Below are 15,554 nucleotides of genomic sequence, written 5' to 3' on the forward strand. Positions count from 1 at the left end.
CGGATATACGGGGCGATTCATGGAAAGAAATGCAGTACGTAAAAGTGAAACTCTACGAATAATTATTGTTAATTTTGCATAGTAAAGTCGCGTTCAATCAAACTTCCCTTATCGAATACGCGCAGGATTTCATACCGAGTATTACGCTGTGCAGGAATTTTGCCCGCTTCACGAATGAGTTCGGTAATCGACTCGATGTTAACCTTATAAGTTGCACCTGCAGACGAGACCACGTTCTCCTCAATCATTGTACTACCAAAGTCATTACAACCATATTGCAAAGACAATTTCCCGACCTCTGGGCCCATTGTTACCCAAGAAGATTGAATATTCTTGATATTATCGAGAACGATCCGGCTAATCGCTACTGTTTTCAAATATTCCTCAGGTGTTTGTCTCTCTTGTTTGAGATTTGTATTGTCTGGTTGGAAGGTCCACGGGATAAATGCTAGAAAACCTTCGGAATCATATCCGTTCTGTATACATTCATCTTGGGCATCCCGGACACGCATTAAATGAAGCGCCCGTTCCTCCATCGATTCGCCTAATCCGATCACCATCGTCGCTGTTGTATTCATACCAATACGATGCGCGGTTTTCATTACGTCCATCCAGTCTGTCCAGGAGCCTTTCAGGCGACTGATCTTACGACGTGTACGATCATCCAGAATCTCTGCTCCACCACCAGGCAGTGAGTCCAACCCCGCTGCATGAATTTGACGTACAACCTCTTCAAGAGTGAGACCATCCGAGACTTCCTTCATCTTCATAATCTCCGCAGGAGAGAAAGAATGCATTGTAATGTCTGGGAAACGAACCTTAATGGCCTTGAGCAGATCTGTATAGTAACTGAATGACAGATTTGGATTCGTACCACCTTGCATCAAAATTTCCGTTCCATCTACATCTATTGTTTCCTGAATTTTCTGGAAAATAACCTCATCTGGAAGGACATATCCTTCCTCTGAACCAGGTCTACGATAGAATGCACAGAACCGACAGTAAACATCACATACGTTCGTATAGTTAATATTACGGCCTATGACAAATGTTGTCACTGGCTCAGGATGCTTCCGCTCCATCAATATATTAGCAGTATGTCCCATTTTTTCAACTTCGTTGGATTCGAATAATTGTATCGTATCCTCAAGGGTCAAACGCTGTCCTTGAATCGCCTTATCTAATATATTATCAATTGCAGTCACACGGCCTGCCTCCTTTGTTTCTATATAATGTAAGTATATTGAAAGAAATAATAGTTTATGGCTAATATCGTAACATAATATACACAGAAAAACAGCACCCGAGTCCTAGATCGGGTGCCTGCTATGAAACGAAAATCTCCGAAATACTCAGTTAGTTATTGTCCAATGCATGTTCCAAATCAGCAATCAGATCATCAATATCTTCAAGACCGACAGAGAAACGGAGTAAGCCATCGGTAATTCCCCGATCACTCCGAACCTCCTTCGGCATGGAAGCATGGGACATCATCGCTGGATAAGACAGTATACTCTCAACTGCACCAAGACTAACCGCAACAATCGGAAGTTTTACTGCATTAAGTACCTGCTTCGCACGCTCACCAGAACCAACATCAAAAGAAATCACCGCACCGTATCCAGTAGACTGTTTCTCGTGAATCTCGCGACCCGGATGATTTGGCAATCCAGGATAGAACACCGCATCTATATCACTACGAGAACATAACCAATCAGCAAGTTTACGAGCGCTGATTTCACTGTGTGCCATCCTAGCAGACAATGTTTTCATCCCACGCATTAGTAGCCATGAATCTTGTGCTCCCAATACTGTTCCAAGACCGTTCTGCATGTATTTCAAGTTCCGTCCAAGTGACTCTGTACGCACTACCGCAAGACCGGCAAGCACGTCGCTGTGTCCACCAAGAAACTTGGTTGCACTGTGCAATACAATATCAACCCCGAGCTCAATCGGACGTTGATAGTAGGGTGTCATAAAAGTATTGTCCACAATGCTAAGTAAATTATGTTCCTTACACCAAGTCGCAATTTCCGTAATATCTGTAATTTTCAGCGTTGGATTAGATGGAGTCTCCATATATACGGCTTTCGTATTTGGTTTAAGCGCCGCTTTTACTTGATCTACTTCCGTCATATCAACAAACGTAGATTCAATCCCCATTCGGCTCAGTATCGTTGTCAGTAGTCGATATGTACCGCCGTAGACATCTTCCGTTACAATGATGTGATCTCCGGCAGAGAGCAGCATAAATGTAGTCGAAATGGCTGACATACCACTGGAAAAGGCAAATCCGCGCTTGCCACCTTCTAACACAGCGATATAATCTTCTAATGCTTGGCGCGTCGGATTTCCCGAGCGACTGTAATCATATTCCGGTGGATTGAAAATATCATGGTGATGGAATGTCGAAGCCTGATAGATCGGTACACTAGATGCACCAGTGGTACTATCCACTTCATTACCAAAATGAATCAGTTTCGTATCAAATTTCTTAGCCGATCCTACTGAATTCCCATTGTGCCCCGAACCATCACTCATGAACTAATCCTCCCTCAACCTCGACCCGTGCAGCTTCGAGCGCCCGTCCTAGATCCTCTATCAAATCATCTATATGCTCAATACCAACCGAGAACCGAAGCAAGCGATCATCCACTCCAACTGCTTCACGAATCTCAAGCGGAATATCAGCATGTGTCTGGATTGCAGGGTATGTCATAAGCGATTCAACTCCACCCAGGCTTTCCGCAAAGGCAATCAACTTCAGATGACGAAGCACCGGCTCAACATAACGAGAATCAGTCACTTTAAATGAGAAAATACCGGTGTTTCCGCTCGATTGTTTATTTTGAATTTCATATCCTGGATGTTGTGGAAGCCCTGGATGAAACACTTCTGCAATCTGCGGATGCTTCTCCAGATAATGAGCCATAGCTAGTGCGTTGCTCTCATGACGCTCCATCCGAAGCGCAAGTGTCTTCATGCCGCGCATTAGCTGGTAAGAGTCAGTCGGCCCGAGTACTGCGCCAATAGAATTGTGCAGAAAGGCAATCTCCTCGGAGAGCTTCTCGCCTTTTGTCACGATCAATCCCGCTAGCACATCATTGTGTCCACCCAAGTATTTCGTAGCACTATGAACGACAATGTCCGCACCAAGCTCAAGCGGCCGCTGAAAATATGGCGTGAGTAGCGTATTATCAACAATCGTAAGGATCTCGTGTTTACGAGCCCAAAGCGATACCGCTTCGATATCCGTCACCATCATCAGGGGATTAGTTGGAGTCTCAATAAACACTGCCTTTGTATTAGGTTTACGAACGGTTTCAATGGCATCTAGGTCATTAGTGTCAACATAAGAGGCGGTTACACCATACTTAGACAGAATCTTCTCCAATAAACGGTAAGTCCCTCCATACAAATCGAGCGATACAATCAAATGATCTCCCTGTGAGAATAAGGTGAAAACGGTTTGTAGTGCCGCCATACCGGAACTACAGGCAAATCCTGCATCTCCCGATTCTAATAACGCAGAAGCATCTTCCAACACCTTGCGGGTCGGACTCTTTGTTCTCGCATAATCGAAACCCGTACTCTGTCCCAGCCGAGGATGGCGAAACGCAGTCGCTTGATAGATCGGATAATTCACTGCCCCTGTTACCGGCTCCTCTACTGAACCAATTTGTGCTAACCTGCTCTCGATACGCAACTCTTTATCCGACACTAACTATCCCTCCAGATTAAATGTGATAAATAAATTCGACCTGTTGATCTATATCATAGGGTGTTTCCTGATACACATAGTAATTGAGCCAATTGGAAAATAATAAGTTAGCATGAGCACGCCATGTCGAAGGTGGGGCTAGTGAAGGGTCGTTGCTCGGATAATAATTGACTGGCAGGTCAACTTCAAGTCCTTTCGCGATGTCACGGTCATACTCCCACTTCAGGGAATTAGGATCATATTCTGAATGACCCGTCACGAAAATCTGCTTACCGTCTTTGGTTGCAACAAGATAGATGCCTGCGCCATCCGATTCTGCTAATATTTCAAGTTCAGTAACCGCCTCAATATCCTTGCGGTCAACATCTGTATGACGAGAGTGAGGTACATTAAACATTTCATCAAATCCGAACAACAATTTAACATTAGGAATGTTAATACGATGTTGAAATACACCAAAACACTTCTTCGGTAAGTCAACTTTACGAACACCGAAGTGATGATAAAGTCCCGCTTGGGCAGCCCAACAAATGTGCAATGTGGAAGTGACGTGAGTCTTGCTCCATTCAAAGATTTCCTGTAGTTCTTCCCAATAATTCACTTCTTCGAATTCCATTGTTTCAACCGGAGCTCCCGTCACAATCATGCCATCAAAACGCCGATGCTGAATCTCTTCAAACGTTTTGTAGAACATCTCCAGATGTTCTGCCGATGTGTTTCTCGAAGTGTGAGAACGAGGGTGAAGCAGTACAATCTCCACTTGTAGCGGCGTATTTCCAAGCAGTCGTAAAATTTGAGATTCCGTTGTTTCCTTCGTTGGCATCAGATTCAGAATCGCAATCCGCAAGGGACGGATATCTTGCTTATACGCCCGACTCTCATCCATAACGAAGATATTTTCATTCACGAGCACTTCTTTCGCTGGCAAATGATCTGGTACTTTAATAGGCATAATTTCTTCACTCCTTTTTGACGGTTAGTTGTTGATCCGATTTGGAGAGTATCCGGGTAACAAAAAAAGACCTATCTCGTTAAAGAAAGGTCGTCATCTATTTCCTGAATGCGCCTCTCTCATCTCTCAGAAACCGAGGACCGTAGTGGTCACAAAGAGTTCGGTTCTGCAAGAATTAGCACCGTACGATAAATCGCCGGTTGCCGGGTGTCATCGGGCCTGTCCCTCCACCTGCTCTTGATAAGATTTCGCTTATTAAATTATGACTCAGGGATAAATATCACATTAAAATCCCTTTAAATCACTTTAATGTATAATGCCACTTCCCGTCAAGAACTCTTAACAAAAATATAACACCTCTACTTATTCTCGACCATATACTGGGGGGAAGGAAATAAGATACTTTAAAGCTTGTAACATTTCATCTGGCGGCGTTATACTAGACAAGTGTTTCAAATTCTTAAGGTAAAGAGGTGAACCAGAAAATGGAAGGCGACCCGAGTCCGCAGAGAACTACTTCAGAACAATTGCATAGGAAAGAAACCAGCAGGGCGCTCACGGATAGAATGGGGCTCTTCATTTTCCGGTCACTATTATAGATAGCCTCTTTTTGAGGATGCGACTGGACTGCTGTGTTCTTTCCCTTGCTCTAATCAAGCGTATCCCCGAACTAAACCAACGGGGAAAGGGAGGAAATCAAATGAAAATTCGTCACGTACAAGCAGGCGTATTCACCACTGTCGAAGATATAGAAATTACGACAGTCGCTCCAGAAGAAGGGTTTTACTGGATTGACGCAGACGTAGAAGATTTGGCATTATTGCAGCCGCTCTTCTCGTTGCATGATTTGGCCGTGGAGGACTGTCTTACAGAAGAAGAACAACGTCCTAAGATTGAAACGTATGACAACCATTATTTTATTGTAGTTAATAGCATTCGTTATGACGACGAGGAGATTTTTCTACGTTCGCTGAACCTTTTCCTGGGACGACATTACATCATTACTGTAACGAAGCAGAAGATTAACGAGCTTCGGGCGGTGAAACCCATTCTTTGGGATCAGGAAGTAAACGAACCCGACCGTTTCCTGTATTATCTTATTGACCTTGTTGTTGATAACTATTTTACTGTGGGTGACCGGATTGAGTACAAAATTGAGAAGCTTGAGGAAGATATCCTCATGCATACCAAACGCTCACATCTGAGTGAAATCATCGGACTTCGAAGCGAGATTCTTTGGCTCAAAAAGGTACTCGGCCCACAAAAAGAAGTCATTAATATTTTAAATAAAAAAGATTTGCGTCTAATCGATGACCAATTGCAGAAGTATTTCAGTGACATTTATGAGAATGCTGTAAAAATATCTGAAAACTTTGATACGTTCCGAGAATTGGTGGGCAACTTACGTGAAGCCTATCAGTCAGCCATCGCCAATCGAGCGAATGAAATCATGCGTGTCTTTACAGCCATCACGACGATATTTATTCCCCTTACTTTGATTACTGGTATATATGGAATGAACTTTGATAATATGCCTGAACTCCATGGAAAATATAGTTATTTTATCGTGCTTGGCATTATGATATCTCTCGGTGCAGGAATGTTCTACCTGTTCCGCAAACGTGACTGGATATGAAGGAACCCGATATACCACTCAGGATATACTAAAGGACGAAAGAGCTCCCGAACCTCGGAGATTCTTTCGTCCTTTTTTGCTCATCTAGTTACCTGTACTCACGAATGATCTTAGTCCCCTCTTCCAGAACAACAACGCTATGCTTAGCGTGACAATGGCAACAACCGGTGTCCATATCCCAATACTCCGAAATCCAGAACCATCTAGAAACAATGCCGCGGGATAAAATGCCGTAAAACCGTAAGGAATAATCCATGTCAGTACAAAACGTACCCCTTTTCCATAAATCTGCATCGGATAACGTGCAAAATCATTCATCCCCTGCACGGCATACATAACCGGTAGACTATCGACCATCCAGAAGGATAATGTAGCAAAAAACAAGTTTACTGCTAGGAATATGGCCGCACTTGATATAATCATGACGATAAGTAACATCACTTCTGCTATTCCCCAGTGTAACTCCAAATGTGGGATAGCCGTAAACAACACAATTATTCCCACTAAGAAACTGCCAACTCCGTCCTGTTGAACTCGCTCAGCTATAATTTGAAAGAGTGGATTGACCGGACGTACTAATAATCTATCAAAATTTCCAGGCCGTATATATTGCCAGCCTAACGTCCATAAATTATCGAAGAATGTATGCTCCAGTGACCGACCTAGCATAGCCACCGCAAAAATAAACAATAATTGATAGAATGTCCAGCCGTGAATGGTATCCACATTATGAAATACTAATGCAATGAACAAAATAGATGTTCCCTGCACAAATAAGACAGACATCACTCCGATCAGAAAATCGACCCGGTACTCCATCATCACTTTTATCCGAGCTTTAAAGTATTGCCAATAGAGCTTCGAGTATCTCCGCACGATGATCCTCCCCTTGCGTTTTGTACATATGTGTTAGGTTAGCCCCCGAAAATCGTAACCTTCCGTATCGCGAAAGACCAAGCCAGCCGTATGCCTACAATAATGACAACCAGCCATACTAGCTGTATCGCTATAGCCTGAAGTGCAGCAATCCCCTCAATTTGACCAGTATAGATTGCGACCGGCACATAAACCATCGATTGAAAAGGTAGAAAATTACTGACCATTTGTAACCATGAAGGAAACATAGTAATTGGAACAAGAACCCCAGAAAAGAAAGCCAAAATTGCGTCGCGAAGTACTCTGAGCCCCCATACATAATGCAACCAGAATGCTAAAATTCCTATGATGAGATCGAGCTGTGTTCCAATGAAGATGCCTAATAATGCACTGATAATAAACAATAAGAGCGATAACCATGATGTGGGTGAGTTAATATGTAGGAATAGGAAAGCTACAAGTAATAGCGGAAATGTTTCGCGGATGGTTCCTGATATCTTACTACCTAAATCTAGTGCGACCAATTTGTCGAGCAGATTGTATGGACGCATCAGCTCAATGGCGACACTTCCATCTCGAACTTGGTTGGCAAGTTGTCCACCAACTCCTGACACATAATTTCCTAATAATGTCGCGAGCACAATATAAGTAATCATCGTATCCAAAGGCATATCACTAATTGTAGTGCGGTTCTCATACACTGCATGCCAGAATGCATAGATAATGAGCATTCTCATGATTATCGAAGCACTTCTTGCCCAATACCAAGCTGTGTATGCGGTATCTAGTTGAATTTGCGACTTCGCCATTTCCCAATATTTACGCATCTTCTAAATCCCCCGCTCGTAAATATCCTGCACAATACTTTCGATCCTAGAATCTGCAATCGTTAAATCTCTAATGTGATAAAATCTCAACATCTCAGAAATAACTTCTGCTGCGGTGATGATAAGATTGCTGAATGATAAGCTAACCACTCCCGCTTCATGGGCGGTGAATTCAGCTTTGCCTAATAGAGATTCAGGTAGCGTAAATTCACCTTCTTGCTCCATTTCAAAATGAATGATCCGCTTATGTCCATATCGGTCCTTAATCGATTGGATACTGCCATCGTAAAGGATTTTCCCTTCATCAATGATGATAATTCGCTTACAAATCTCCTCAATATCCTGCATGTCGTGTGTGGTCAAAATGACGGTCGTATTCATACTTCGATTCATTTCCTTAATGAATTGACGGATCTTCACCTTTACTGCTACATCCAACCCAATGGTCGGCTCATCAAGATAAACAATAGAAGGACTATGTAAAAATGCTGCCGCCAACTCGCACCGCATCTTTTGCCCCAGAGACAGTTGACGTACTGGGATTCCGAGCAACGGCCCCAGATCTAACACTTCAGTAAATAGATCCATAGTCTTCTCATATTGATGCTGTGGAATTTCATAAATATGCTTCAGTAAGTCATACGATTCACGAACAGCAATATCCCAGAACAATTGAGTCCGTTGCCCAAATACTGCACCGATATTGGATGCATTGCGCTTTCTTTCTTTGTAAGGGACAATACCACTAACGGTAATTTCACCTGAAGAGGGAGTTAAGATTCCACACAACATTTTAATTGTGGTTGACTTACCTGCACCATTAGCCCCTATGTATCCAACCATCTCACCTTGGTCGATCACAAAACTGATATCATCCACCGCTTTTTTGATCGAATATTTTCGTGCAAATAATCCCTGTACCGCTCCTGATAAACCCGGTTTCTTCTCCACAAGTTTATAATACTTAGATAACCCTTTGACTTCGATCAATACTAGTCCCCCTTAAACCTTCGTGCAAACGATTGCATTTTAAGGCACAAAAAATACTTTTCCTAATCACATTTTCACTCATATTTTACACCTAAGTCATAAAAATACAATGTGAATTTTTATACAAAAAGAGCCAAGCAAGCACAGGGAAATCTCCCGGAACTAGCTTGGCTCTGAGGTCGAGGATAACCTACCCCGCGCTACGGATTGATTCTCTTTGACGGCGATAACGTATGCGAATCAAGCGAAGTTGTTCATATAACTTTTCCAAATTAACTCCTTCTGCCATCTCCTGTCCATATACCCGTTGCAATACAGGTTTCAAAAAAGTATCTCCTATTTCTTCGTACGCCTTCCAGACGGCTGTACGTTCCCCCTCTGGCATCTCCATTAATTCTGTCTCTATTAAATTATCCGTGTTATATCCGTCCTTCTCTAATTCCTCTAGAAGTTCCACGGCTTCTCTTCGTTCAATACCCGCACGTAAAGAAATTTGTTCCACACCAAGACCTTCGTTAATACATTCCAGTACGTTTCTACGAGTAGTGAATTTCTCCATCTCTACTCGGAACTTGGCTTCCTTCTGCTTGTAAAGCCAGGAACGAAATATTTCCTCATCAAGCTCAAGGTCAACCCAACTCAGTGGAAAGGACGTTGATCGCTCAGAAACTAGAGTCAGCTCCAGTAGTTCAGGGCCATATTCTTTCGCCTTATTCTCTCCTACACCAGGCAACTGGAGTAATTCTTCTACTGTCTGCGGGCGGAATACACTGATCATTCGTAGCAACCGGTTACTCGCAATCAGATACGGGGCTTTACGCTCCGAAGAAGCCTTCTTTCTCCGCCATGAGCATAGTTCTAGATATAACGGTTCATTACCATTCATTTCGCTATAGCAAACTAACTTCTGAGCGGCCATACCTCGTCCACGTAGTTCCTCTCTCTCATCCCAAATCCCTTCAACAATCGGTCGAAAGCCTTCACTCATCTTCATAACAAGATGATGGCGATACACATGTAGCATCTCTGACCAAGACACACCTTCGTACCAAATATACTCCTGTTCCTCCCCCTCCATTATTTCATTCCACCCGATCCGCCAGGATCCGTCTTCCTCTCCGATCCACACCTGCGCTGCAACTGAAACGCCTACATTGTCCTTCTTCTCCAAGCTGTTTAAGAACATCACTCGCATAATCCTTTCGCCTCCTTACATGCTTCAGTAACGAATAAGAAGTCAGGTATACGCGTCTTATAAACACGCAAAAAAGCACCCGCTTGCAAATTCGCAAGAGAAGGTGCTTCCTCCGTCTGTATACTGTTATTCCTAATAATAACATTTTTTACTGCGCTGTCAATAATCATGAACATTCCCCACAAGACATGCTTTTCCGTTATAATGACTACAAACCTAACTTTCTCTAGGAGGTATATGAAATGACTGATCCACAGAAAGATTTAGATTTTTTATCCGATAGTACGGAGAGTACCTCCACAAGGTTCGTAACTTTTATCGGTCACTCACTGAAACGATTCGATCTGGCTGTCACCACCACAGGACGTTTCTATGGAAAGAAGCTCGTAGCCGATCTACAGAACGGTAAGACCGCTATCCTTGGTAGCGATGATTTGGATGAAGAAGGATATATAGAGCATGTATTCGGGATCAATGAGGAAGAAGCTAACGAGTTGCGTATTTTTCTATATCAAGTCGTTGGTGAGCCCTATTTTACCGATTAAATGTTACACTTCATCTTGTTCTGAACGAGGACCAAAGAATGCTAGTAAACCAAACGATATCAATACCATTAACCCTGCCCAAACCCATGCTAACTTCATATCACCAGATTCTACCGCCATGTAAATGGCGGTAGGTAATGTCTGAGTTCTGCCAGGGATATTACCTGCCAACATCAAAGTAGCCCCAAACTCACCTAAAGCTCTAGTAAATGCCAATACAAATCCCGTTATTAGCGCGCGACGAGCTAAAGGAATGATAACCCACAATAACAACTGCCATTCGGAAGCGCCCATGGAACGGCCAGCCGCTGCTAAATCACGATCGATTGAGGCAAAACCAGCTTTGGCCGACTGATATGCCAATGGAAAAGCTACCACGCTCGCAGCTATGACCGCTGCCCCCCACGTAAAAACAATAGGAAGTCCCGACATTTGTTCAAATAATCTTCCTATGACACCTCTACGGCCAAACGCTACAAGCAATAGAAAGCCAACTACGGTCGGGGGTAAGACCATCGGTAACATAATCAGTGTTTCAATAACCAACTTACCTCTAAATCTTCTCCCTGTCATTTTCCATGCAACATACCCCGCCAAGATAAAAGCAATCAGACCTGCTAACGAAGAAACTTTCAGGGATAATACTACAGGTGACCAAAACTCATTGGGATACATATTTCATTCCTCATTCCGGTATGGTAAACCCATACTTTACAAATACATCTTGGGCTTCTTTACTTTGCAGAAATTGCAGTAATTGCTCTGCCTCACCGTTGTGTTTAGTCTCTGCGATAATGCCGGCAGGATAAAGAATGGATTTATGTTTAGATGCATCTATTTGAAATGCCATCTTAACTTTGTCTGATAACAAAGCATCCGTGAGGTAGACAAAACCCGCATCCGCATTACCAGACTCTACATAAGTCAGCACTTGACTTACATCCTTAGTAAACACCATTTTGGGTTGTAATTCTTCCCATAACCCCTCACTCTCCAAGGTTTCACGAGCATAAGTACCTGCTGGTACAACCTCCGGTTCACCAACCGCTATATTATGAATAGCAACGTCTTTTAGGTTTTCCAATTGATCTGGTATCCCCTCTGCGTCACTCTTTACGATAAGGACAAGACTATTCAATAACAAAGATATACTCTGATCCGCCAGAACTAACTTTTTATCAATCAACGCATCCATTTGTTTCTTTCCTGCGGATAGGAAAAGATCGACTGGTGCCCCTTGTTCGATCTGCTTCTGCAACGACCCGGAGGCTCCAAAGTTATAAACTAACTTAATACTGGGATTCAGGTCTTCAAATATCGGAGTAAGCTCCTCCAAGCTGTCTTTCAAGCTTGCAGCTGCCGATACCGTCAAAGTAATAGTATTCTGCTCGGTAGGCTCGACTGTACTATTTACTGTTGCTTCTTCACTTTTACCACAAGCGGTAATTAACAGCCCAAACATAAGTATAAGAATAATAGCAAACCTCATTTTTTTACTGTATATTGAATCTTGAAGCATGTCTCCACCCTCTTTTGGTATAATTTCTCATTATTATATTATATCTAGTATGGTTTGTATATAATTAGATATAACTAGTTAAACAGGAGGAGCCTATGAACGATATCACCTATACAACTGAAGAAGTTGCCAAACTACTCAAAGTATCCAAATTAACCGTATATGACCTAATTAAAAAAGGCGAGCTCCCTGCCTACCGCGTTGGCAAGCAAATGAGAATTGATGCTCTTGACTTGGAGCAGTACAAATCAAATACAAAGAACGACGGACTCTCCCGCCAGAGTATATCTAACGATGTTACGATGGGCGTAATCCCACCAAATTCTGCGCTCGATCCAACAAGTGGAGTAGCACAGTCCCAAAGAACTCTAGTTATCACGGGTCAAGATCTCAGTTTGGATTTGCTGGCAAGACATCTGGAAAAGATGGCCCCGACTTACCGATCGTTACGCTCCCATGACGGGAGCCTCGACAGTCTGATCTCCATGTACCGTGGACAAAGTGACATCGTAAGCTCCCATTTACTAGATGGTGACAGCGGTGAGTATAACATTCCCTATGTCACCAAAATATTAGCCGGTCATTCTTATATGGTCGTAAATCTCCTACAAAGGATTGCCGGATTATATGTCCGTAAAGGGAATCCACACAACTTACAAGAATGGAGTGATCTGAGTAAGCCGGGGATCACTTTGATCAATCGCGAGAAAGGATCTGGAGCAAGGGTACTGCTTGATGAGCAGCTTCGGATACATGGAATTGACCGCAATCTGATTAAAGGATATGTACAAGAAGAAACCGGTCATATGGGAGTAGCTGGACGGGTTTCTGCAGGAACCGCCGATGTCGGGGTAGGCATACAGAATGCAGTTTCATTGTTCAACGAAGTGGAATTCATACCACTTATAAAAGAACGGTACGATCTTATCGTATTAAAGAAGCCGCAAAATATAGAATGGATTGCTCAACTACTGCAGATATTACGCTCTTCTGAATTCCGTCAGGAACTTCTGTCCATTCAAGGCTACGATTTGTCTCTGACTGGACAGGTCCTATACGAAACCTAACAACAAAGGGTGTCCCAGTGCAGATCATTCTGCACTTGGGACACCCTTTTTATTACTTCGAAACTTGAGCACCAAAAATGAGTGTATTGCTTAACAATCGACCTGCAGGAGTCAATACTTTGCCACCACCATAAAGGGCTGATGAGGCACCACCATCTAGATTCATGGCCTGCTTCGCTCCCAGTGACTTCATAATTTCAGCCCACTGCTTCATAGTTGCACCTGAGACGGTGGCTAAAAGTGTAGATCCGTCCGGCATGATCGCGATACCACTACGTGCAGCCGAGCCCGTTAATATTTTCGGATCCTTGAATCCTTCATTAGCGGCATCAAGCGATACTTTGCCATCCTTCACTAGACGCGGGCCTGCACCAACAGCTGCTATAACCTCTTCCCAAGGAATTAGATTTCCCAAAGCATCCTTGTACGTAAAGGTCCGCTCAACTTCACTATCTATGACAAAACGTTCAGCACTACTCTGTTCTGTTCCACTAAATACAATTACATAACCATTCGCAGGAATTGATGCATTATTATTATTCTCGTTCTTCGTTACCTTGCCTTCAACAATAGTGACAGCAATACCACCAGAGAATCCTACTTTGGTTCCTCGATCAGGTGTGTACATGATGCTAACATTACTTCCTTTGGCTGGTTCGCGATTCAAGAAAGTCACATACCAACCAAGCGTTTTACCATCAGGTTTCTTAACTTTTCCTTTGATCGAAGTACGCAGTGTGTCCATTAATGCTGTACCGTCTGCCAGATATCCAATGACCGTACCGTATCCACCATTATGCATAAAGCGGCCACCCGCAATTAAGGTACCATAAGGATCTGGTGGACCACCATAAGCTTCGAAGAATGCTCCGTTTATTGCGGCTTCACCCTTATATCTAGAAATGATTCCCTCAAATTTCTCTGTACTGCCTACCTGCCCTTTAGCCAGTCCGACGGTAACGGGTGTACCCTTTGGAATCTGAACCGTTTGAACAGTGAAATTCTTGTTGCCTACCTTCACTTTCTTAGTTGCGCTTTTTATCCCCGAGTTGGATGCTGCTAGAGTAATATTGCCACTCTCAAACAACTGTCCTAAGAAAACCAGGAGTATCAAAGCAATTAGAGTTTTTCTAAATCTTCCAGATTTACTTGTCAAACTACTGCAACTCCCATCCATGAACATACGCTTGCCATCTCTAATTCTTCAAACTTAGAGACCACTTGAACCGGGTTAAGCTCGAATCGACAGGTATCTGCATGACATACAAGTTCAACATCACACCGAATCCGGGCAAGCCCTCTACAAAGCTCCAGCATCTCAAGATCAACTTCAATTTTGGTGCGGACTGATTTGGTCAGCTTATCCAAGTTATCGAGAATCCCCTCAACTGATCCGTACTCCTGTATCAACTTCATCGCTGTCTTTCCTTTAAATTTCTTCTCGAAATCCAAAGGGAAATAAACCACTTCGGCAGGACGGTTTAACTTCAACAGAGTCGGTCTCTCTTCCCTTTAACGGAATTGGTGTAGATCAAAATTAGTTCCGTCTTAAGGTTCATTTTCTGTAATACCCTTTCCTTTCAAGCGCGAGGTTCATCGCCGCGTTTTTCTTCTGCTTCGAATTCGGCTTGTGATGCTTGTTACGAGGAAATAACGCTTGCCACCCACTGCTTTCATGCCATTTTTCTCGCAGAATGAGATTAGTCTATCTACGCCATGTTCACAAGCCTCAAGGACGAATAAATAGATATGAACATCTTCAATGCTTCTTAGCTTAGTTTTCGGAAAATGATCCATAAATTTAATCAGGAACTTCTCCATCGTCTCTCCGGTTCCAATCATATCGTCTACAAAAATGTAATTATTAACTTGCAACAAATCAAAATCTTCTTGCACCTCATAGCTCTTGCGTTTGACTCCAAGAAGCCGTTTCTCTTGCTTCACAATCCGTTTATTTATGTCTTTAGCAACTTCCGGTTTGTCTTTGATTGACTCTCCTAAGGCTTTTATTTCATTCTGAATCTTACCTTATTCATCGACTAACACCTCAAAATTCGGTACACATTTCCCCTGCCTTTTTAAATAAAACACGGCATTATCCAGGCAGACGTGCTTACTCAACATTCCGACGAATTTCCCTTAGTACATCTCATGGGAACTCGTCTTCCGATTATCCTTTGTAATGGGAAAAAACCTGGAATCATCGAAGAGCTCCTTATTCGAAGC

General features: G+C 43.0%; 16 protein-coding genes, 1 pseudogene and 1 riboswitch. Of the genes and pseudogenes, 3 read left to right on the forward strand and 14 right to left on the reverse strand.

Going from position 1 to position 15,554, the window contains the following annotated elements; genetic code table 11:
- Positions 1–68 precede the first annotated feature (68 nt).
- From mqnC to metA, 4 genes are all read right to left on the reverse strand, one after another.
- Positions 69–1,205 (reverse strand): cyclic dehypoxanthinyl futalosine synthase, encoded by a 1,137-nt coding sequence (gene mqnC, locus EJP82_RS12510; RefSeq protein WP_127192403.1) that lies wholly within the window; start codon positions 1,203–1,205, stop codon positions 69–71.
- 151 nt (positions 1,206–1,356) lie between these two features.
- Positions 1,357–2,541: a trans-sulfuration enzyme family protein gene (locus EJP82_RS12515; protein ID WP_127192404.1), complete on the reverse strand. Its 1,185-nt coding sequence runs from the start codon at positions 2,539–2,541 to the stop codon at positions 1,357–1,359.
- The gene (locus tag EJP82_RS12520; protein ID WP_127192405.1) at positions 2,534–3,721 is read right to left on the reverse strand and encodes an aminotransferase class I/II-fold pyridoxal phosphate-dependent enzyme; all 1,188 of its coding nucleotides are present in this window, start codon (positions 3,719–3,721) and stop codon (positions 2,534–2,536) included. The genes EJP82_RS12515 and EJP82_RS12520 overlap by 8 nt, the downstream gene beginning before the upstream one ends.
- Before the next feature lie 16 nt (positions 3,722–3,737).
- The gene (metA, locus tag EJP82_RS12525) at positions 3,738–4,673 is read right to left on the reverse strand and encodes a homoserine O-acetyltransferase MetA (RefSeq protein WP_127192406.1); all 936 of its coding nucleotides are present in this window, start codon (positions 4,671–4,673) and stop codon (positions 3,738–3,740) included.
- A 116-nt stretch (positions 4,674–4,789) separates the two neighbouring features.
- Positions 4,790–4,920: riboswitch (SAM riboswitch) on the reverse strand.
- Between the two features lie 453 nt (positions 4,921–5,373).
- Here metA and corA point away from each other — a divergent pair.
- Complete coding sequence (gene corA, locus EJP82_RS12530; protein WP_127192407.1) at positions 5,374–6,309, forward strand: magnesium/cobalt transporter CorA; 936 nt, start codon at positions 5,374–5,376, stop codon at positions 6,307–6,309.
- 84 nt (positions 6,310–6,393) lie between these two features.
- Here the strand turns inward: corA and EJP82_RS12535 are convergent, their stop codons facing one another.
- From EJP82_RS12535 to EJP82_RS12555, 5 genes are all read right to left on the reverse strand, one after another.
- Positions 6,394–7,185, reverse strand: a complete 792-nt coding sequence (locus EJP82_RS12535; RefSeq protein ID WP_246054078.1) for an ABC transporter permease — start codon at positions 7,183–7,185, stop codon at positions 6,394–6,396.
- 38 nt (positions 7,186–7,223) lie between these two features.
- The gene (locus EJP82_RS12540) at positions 7,224–8,012 is read right to left on the reverse strand and encodes an ABC transporter permease (protein ID WP_127192408.1); all 789 of its coding nucleotides are present in this window, start codon (positions 8,010–8,012) and stop codon (positions 7,224–7,226) included.
- Between the two features lie 3 nt (positions 8,013–8,015).
- On the reverse strand, positions 8,016–9,002 hold the full coding sequence (locus tag EJP82_RS12545) for an ABC transporter ATP-binding protein (RefSeq protein WP_127192409.1): 987 nt from the start codon (positions 9,000–9,002) through the stop codon (positions 8,016–8,018).
- 190 nt (positions 9,003–9,192) lie between these two features.
- On the reverse strand, positions 9,193–10,197 hold the full coding sequence (locus EJP82_RS12550) for an HRDC domain-containing protein (protein WP_127192410.1): 1,005 nt from the start codon (positions 10,195–10,197) through the stop codon (positions 9,193–9,195).
- Positions 10,188–10,367, reverse strand: a complete 180-nt coding sequence (locus EJP82_RS12555) for a hypothetical protein (RefSeq protein ID WP_127192411.1) — start codon at positions 10,365–10,367, stop codon at positions 10,188–10,190. The genes EJP82_RS12550 and EJP82_RS12555 overlap by 10 nt, the downstream gene beginning before the upstream one ends.
- Before the next feature lie 72 nt (positions 10,368–10,439).
- Between EJP82_RS12555 and EJP82_RS12560 the strand changes: the two genes are divergently transcribed.
- Positions 10,440–10,742: a DUF3055 domain-containing protein gene (locus EJP82_RS12560; protein ID WP_127192412.1), complete on the forward strand. Its 303-nt coding sequence runs from the start codon at positions 10,440–10,442 to the stop codon at positions 10,740–10,742.
- A 3-nt stretch (positions 10,743–10,745) separates the two neighbouring features.
- Here EJP82_RS12560 and modB read toward each other — a convergent pair whose 3' ends face one another.
- Together modB and modA are read right to left on the reverse strand one after the other, a co-directional pair.
- Positions 10,746–11,417, reverse strand: coding sequence for a molybdate ABC transporter permease subunit (gene modB / locus EJP82_RS12565; protein ID WP_127192413.1), 672 nt, complete (start codon positions 11,415–11,417; stop codon positions 10,746–10,748).
- A gap of 10 nt (positions 11,418–11,427) precedes the next feature.
- Positions 11,428–12,261, reverse strand: coding sequence for a molybdate ABC transporter substrate-binding protein (gene modA, locus EJP82_RS12570; RefSeq protein WP_211350097.1), 834 nt, complete (start codon positions 12,259–12,261; stop codon positions 11,428–11,430).
- A 95-nt stretch (positions 12,262–12,356) separates the two neighbouring features.
- Here modA and EJP82_RS12575 point away from each other — a divergent pair, with 95 nt between their 5' ends.
- Positions 12,357–13,328, forward strand: a complete 972-nt coding sequence (locus tag EJP82_RS12575) for a substrate-binding domain-containing protein (RefSeq protein ID WP_127192414.1) — start codon at positions 12,357–12,359, stop codon at positions 13,326–13,328.
- A 52-nt stretch (positions 13,329–13,380) separates the two neighbouring features.
- On the opposite strand, the gene EJP82_RS12580 is transcribed toward EJP82_RS12575, so the two are convergent.
- The 3 genes and pseudogenes from EJP82_RS12580 to EJP82_RS12590 form a co-directional block, all read right to left on the reverse strand.
- The gene (locus EJP82_RS12580) at positions 13,381–14,484 is read right to left on the reverse strand and encodes a phosphodiester glycosidase family protein (protein WP_246054080.1); all 1,104 of its coding nucleotides are present in this window, start codon (positions 14,482–14,484) and stop codon (positions 13,381–13,383) included.
- Positions 14,481–14,753: pseudogene (locus EJP82_RS12585) on the reverse strand (5'-3' exonuclease H3TH domain-containing protein); the annotation flags it as partial. The pseudogene EJP82_RS12585 and the gene EJP82_RS12580, both read right to left, overlap by 4 nt.
- A gap of 168 nt (positions 14,754–14,921) precedes the next feature.
- Complete coding sequence (locus tag EJP82_RS12590; RefSeq protein ID WP_127192415.1) at positions 14,922–15,272, reverse strand: phosphoribosyltransferase-like protein; 351 nt, start codon at positions 15,270–15,272, stop codon at positions 14,922–14,924.
- Between the last annotated feature and the right edge of the window lie 282 nt (positions 15,273–15,554).

This window comes from Paenibacillus anaericanus, from assembly GCF_003994475.1.
GTDB classification, from domain to species: domain Bacteria; phylum Bacillota; class Bacilli; order Paenibacillales; family Paenibacillaceae; genus Fontibacillus; species Fontibacillus anaericanus.

Excerpts from the sequence above, each read along its gene's own strand:
- EJP82_RS12515 (WP_127192404.1), bottom strand. The coding sequence starts at position 2,541 with ATGAGTGATGGTTCGGGGCACAATGGGAATTCAGTAGGATCGGCTAAG.
- metA (WP_127192406.1), bottom strand. The coding sequence starts at position 4,673 with ATGCCTATTAAAGTACCAGATCATTTGCCAGCGAAAGAAGTGCTCGTG.
- corA (WP_127192407.1), top strand. The coding sequence starts at position 5,374 with ATGAAAATTCGTCACGTACAAGCAGGCGTATTCACCACTGTCGAAGAT.
- EJP82_RS12540 (WP_127192408.1), bottom strand. The coding sequence starts at position 8,012 with ATGCGTAAATATTGGGAAATGGCGAAGTCGCAAATTCAACTAGATACC.
- EJP82_RS12550 (WP_127192410.1), bottom strand. The coding sequence starts at position 10,197 with ATGCGAGTGATGTTCTTAAACAGCTTGGAGAAGAAGGACAATGTAGGC.
- EJP82_RS12555 (WP_127192411.1), bottom strand. The coding sequence starts at position 10,367 with ATGATTATTGACAGCGCAGTAAAAAATGTTATTATTAGGAATAACAGT.
- EJP82_RS12560 (WP_127192412.1), top strand. The coding sequence starts at position 10,440 with ATGACTGATCCACAGAAAGATTTAGATTTTTTATCCGATAGTACGGAG.
- modB (WP_127192413.1), bottom strand. The coding sequence starts at position 11,417 with ATGTATCCCAATGAGTTTTGGTCACCTGTAGTATTATCCCTGAAAGTT.
- modA (WP_211350097.1), bottom strand. The coding sequence starts at position 12,261 with ATGCTTCAAGATTCAATATACAGTAAAAAAATGAGGTTTGCTATTATT.
- EJP82_RS12575 (WP_127192414.1), top strand. The coding sequence starts at position 12,357 with ATGAACGATATCACCTATACAACTGAAGAAGTTGCCAAACTACTCAAA.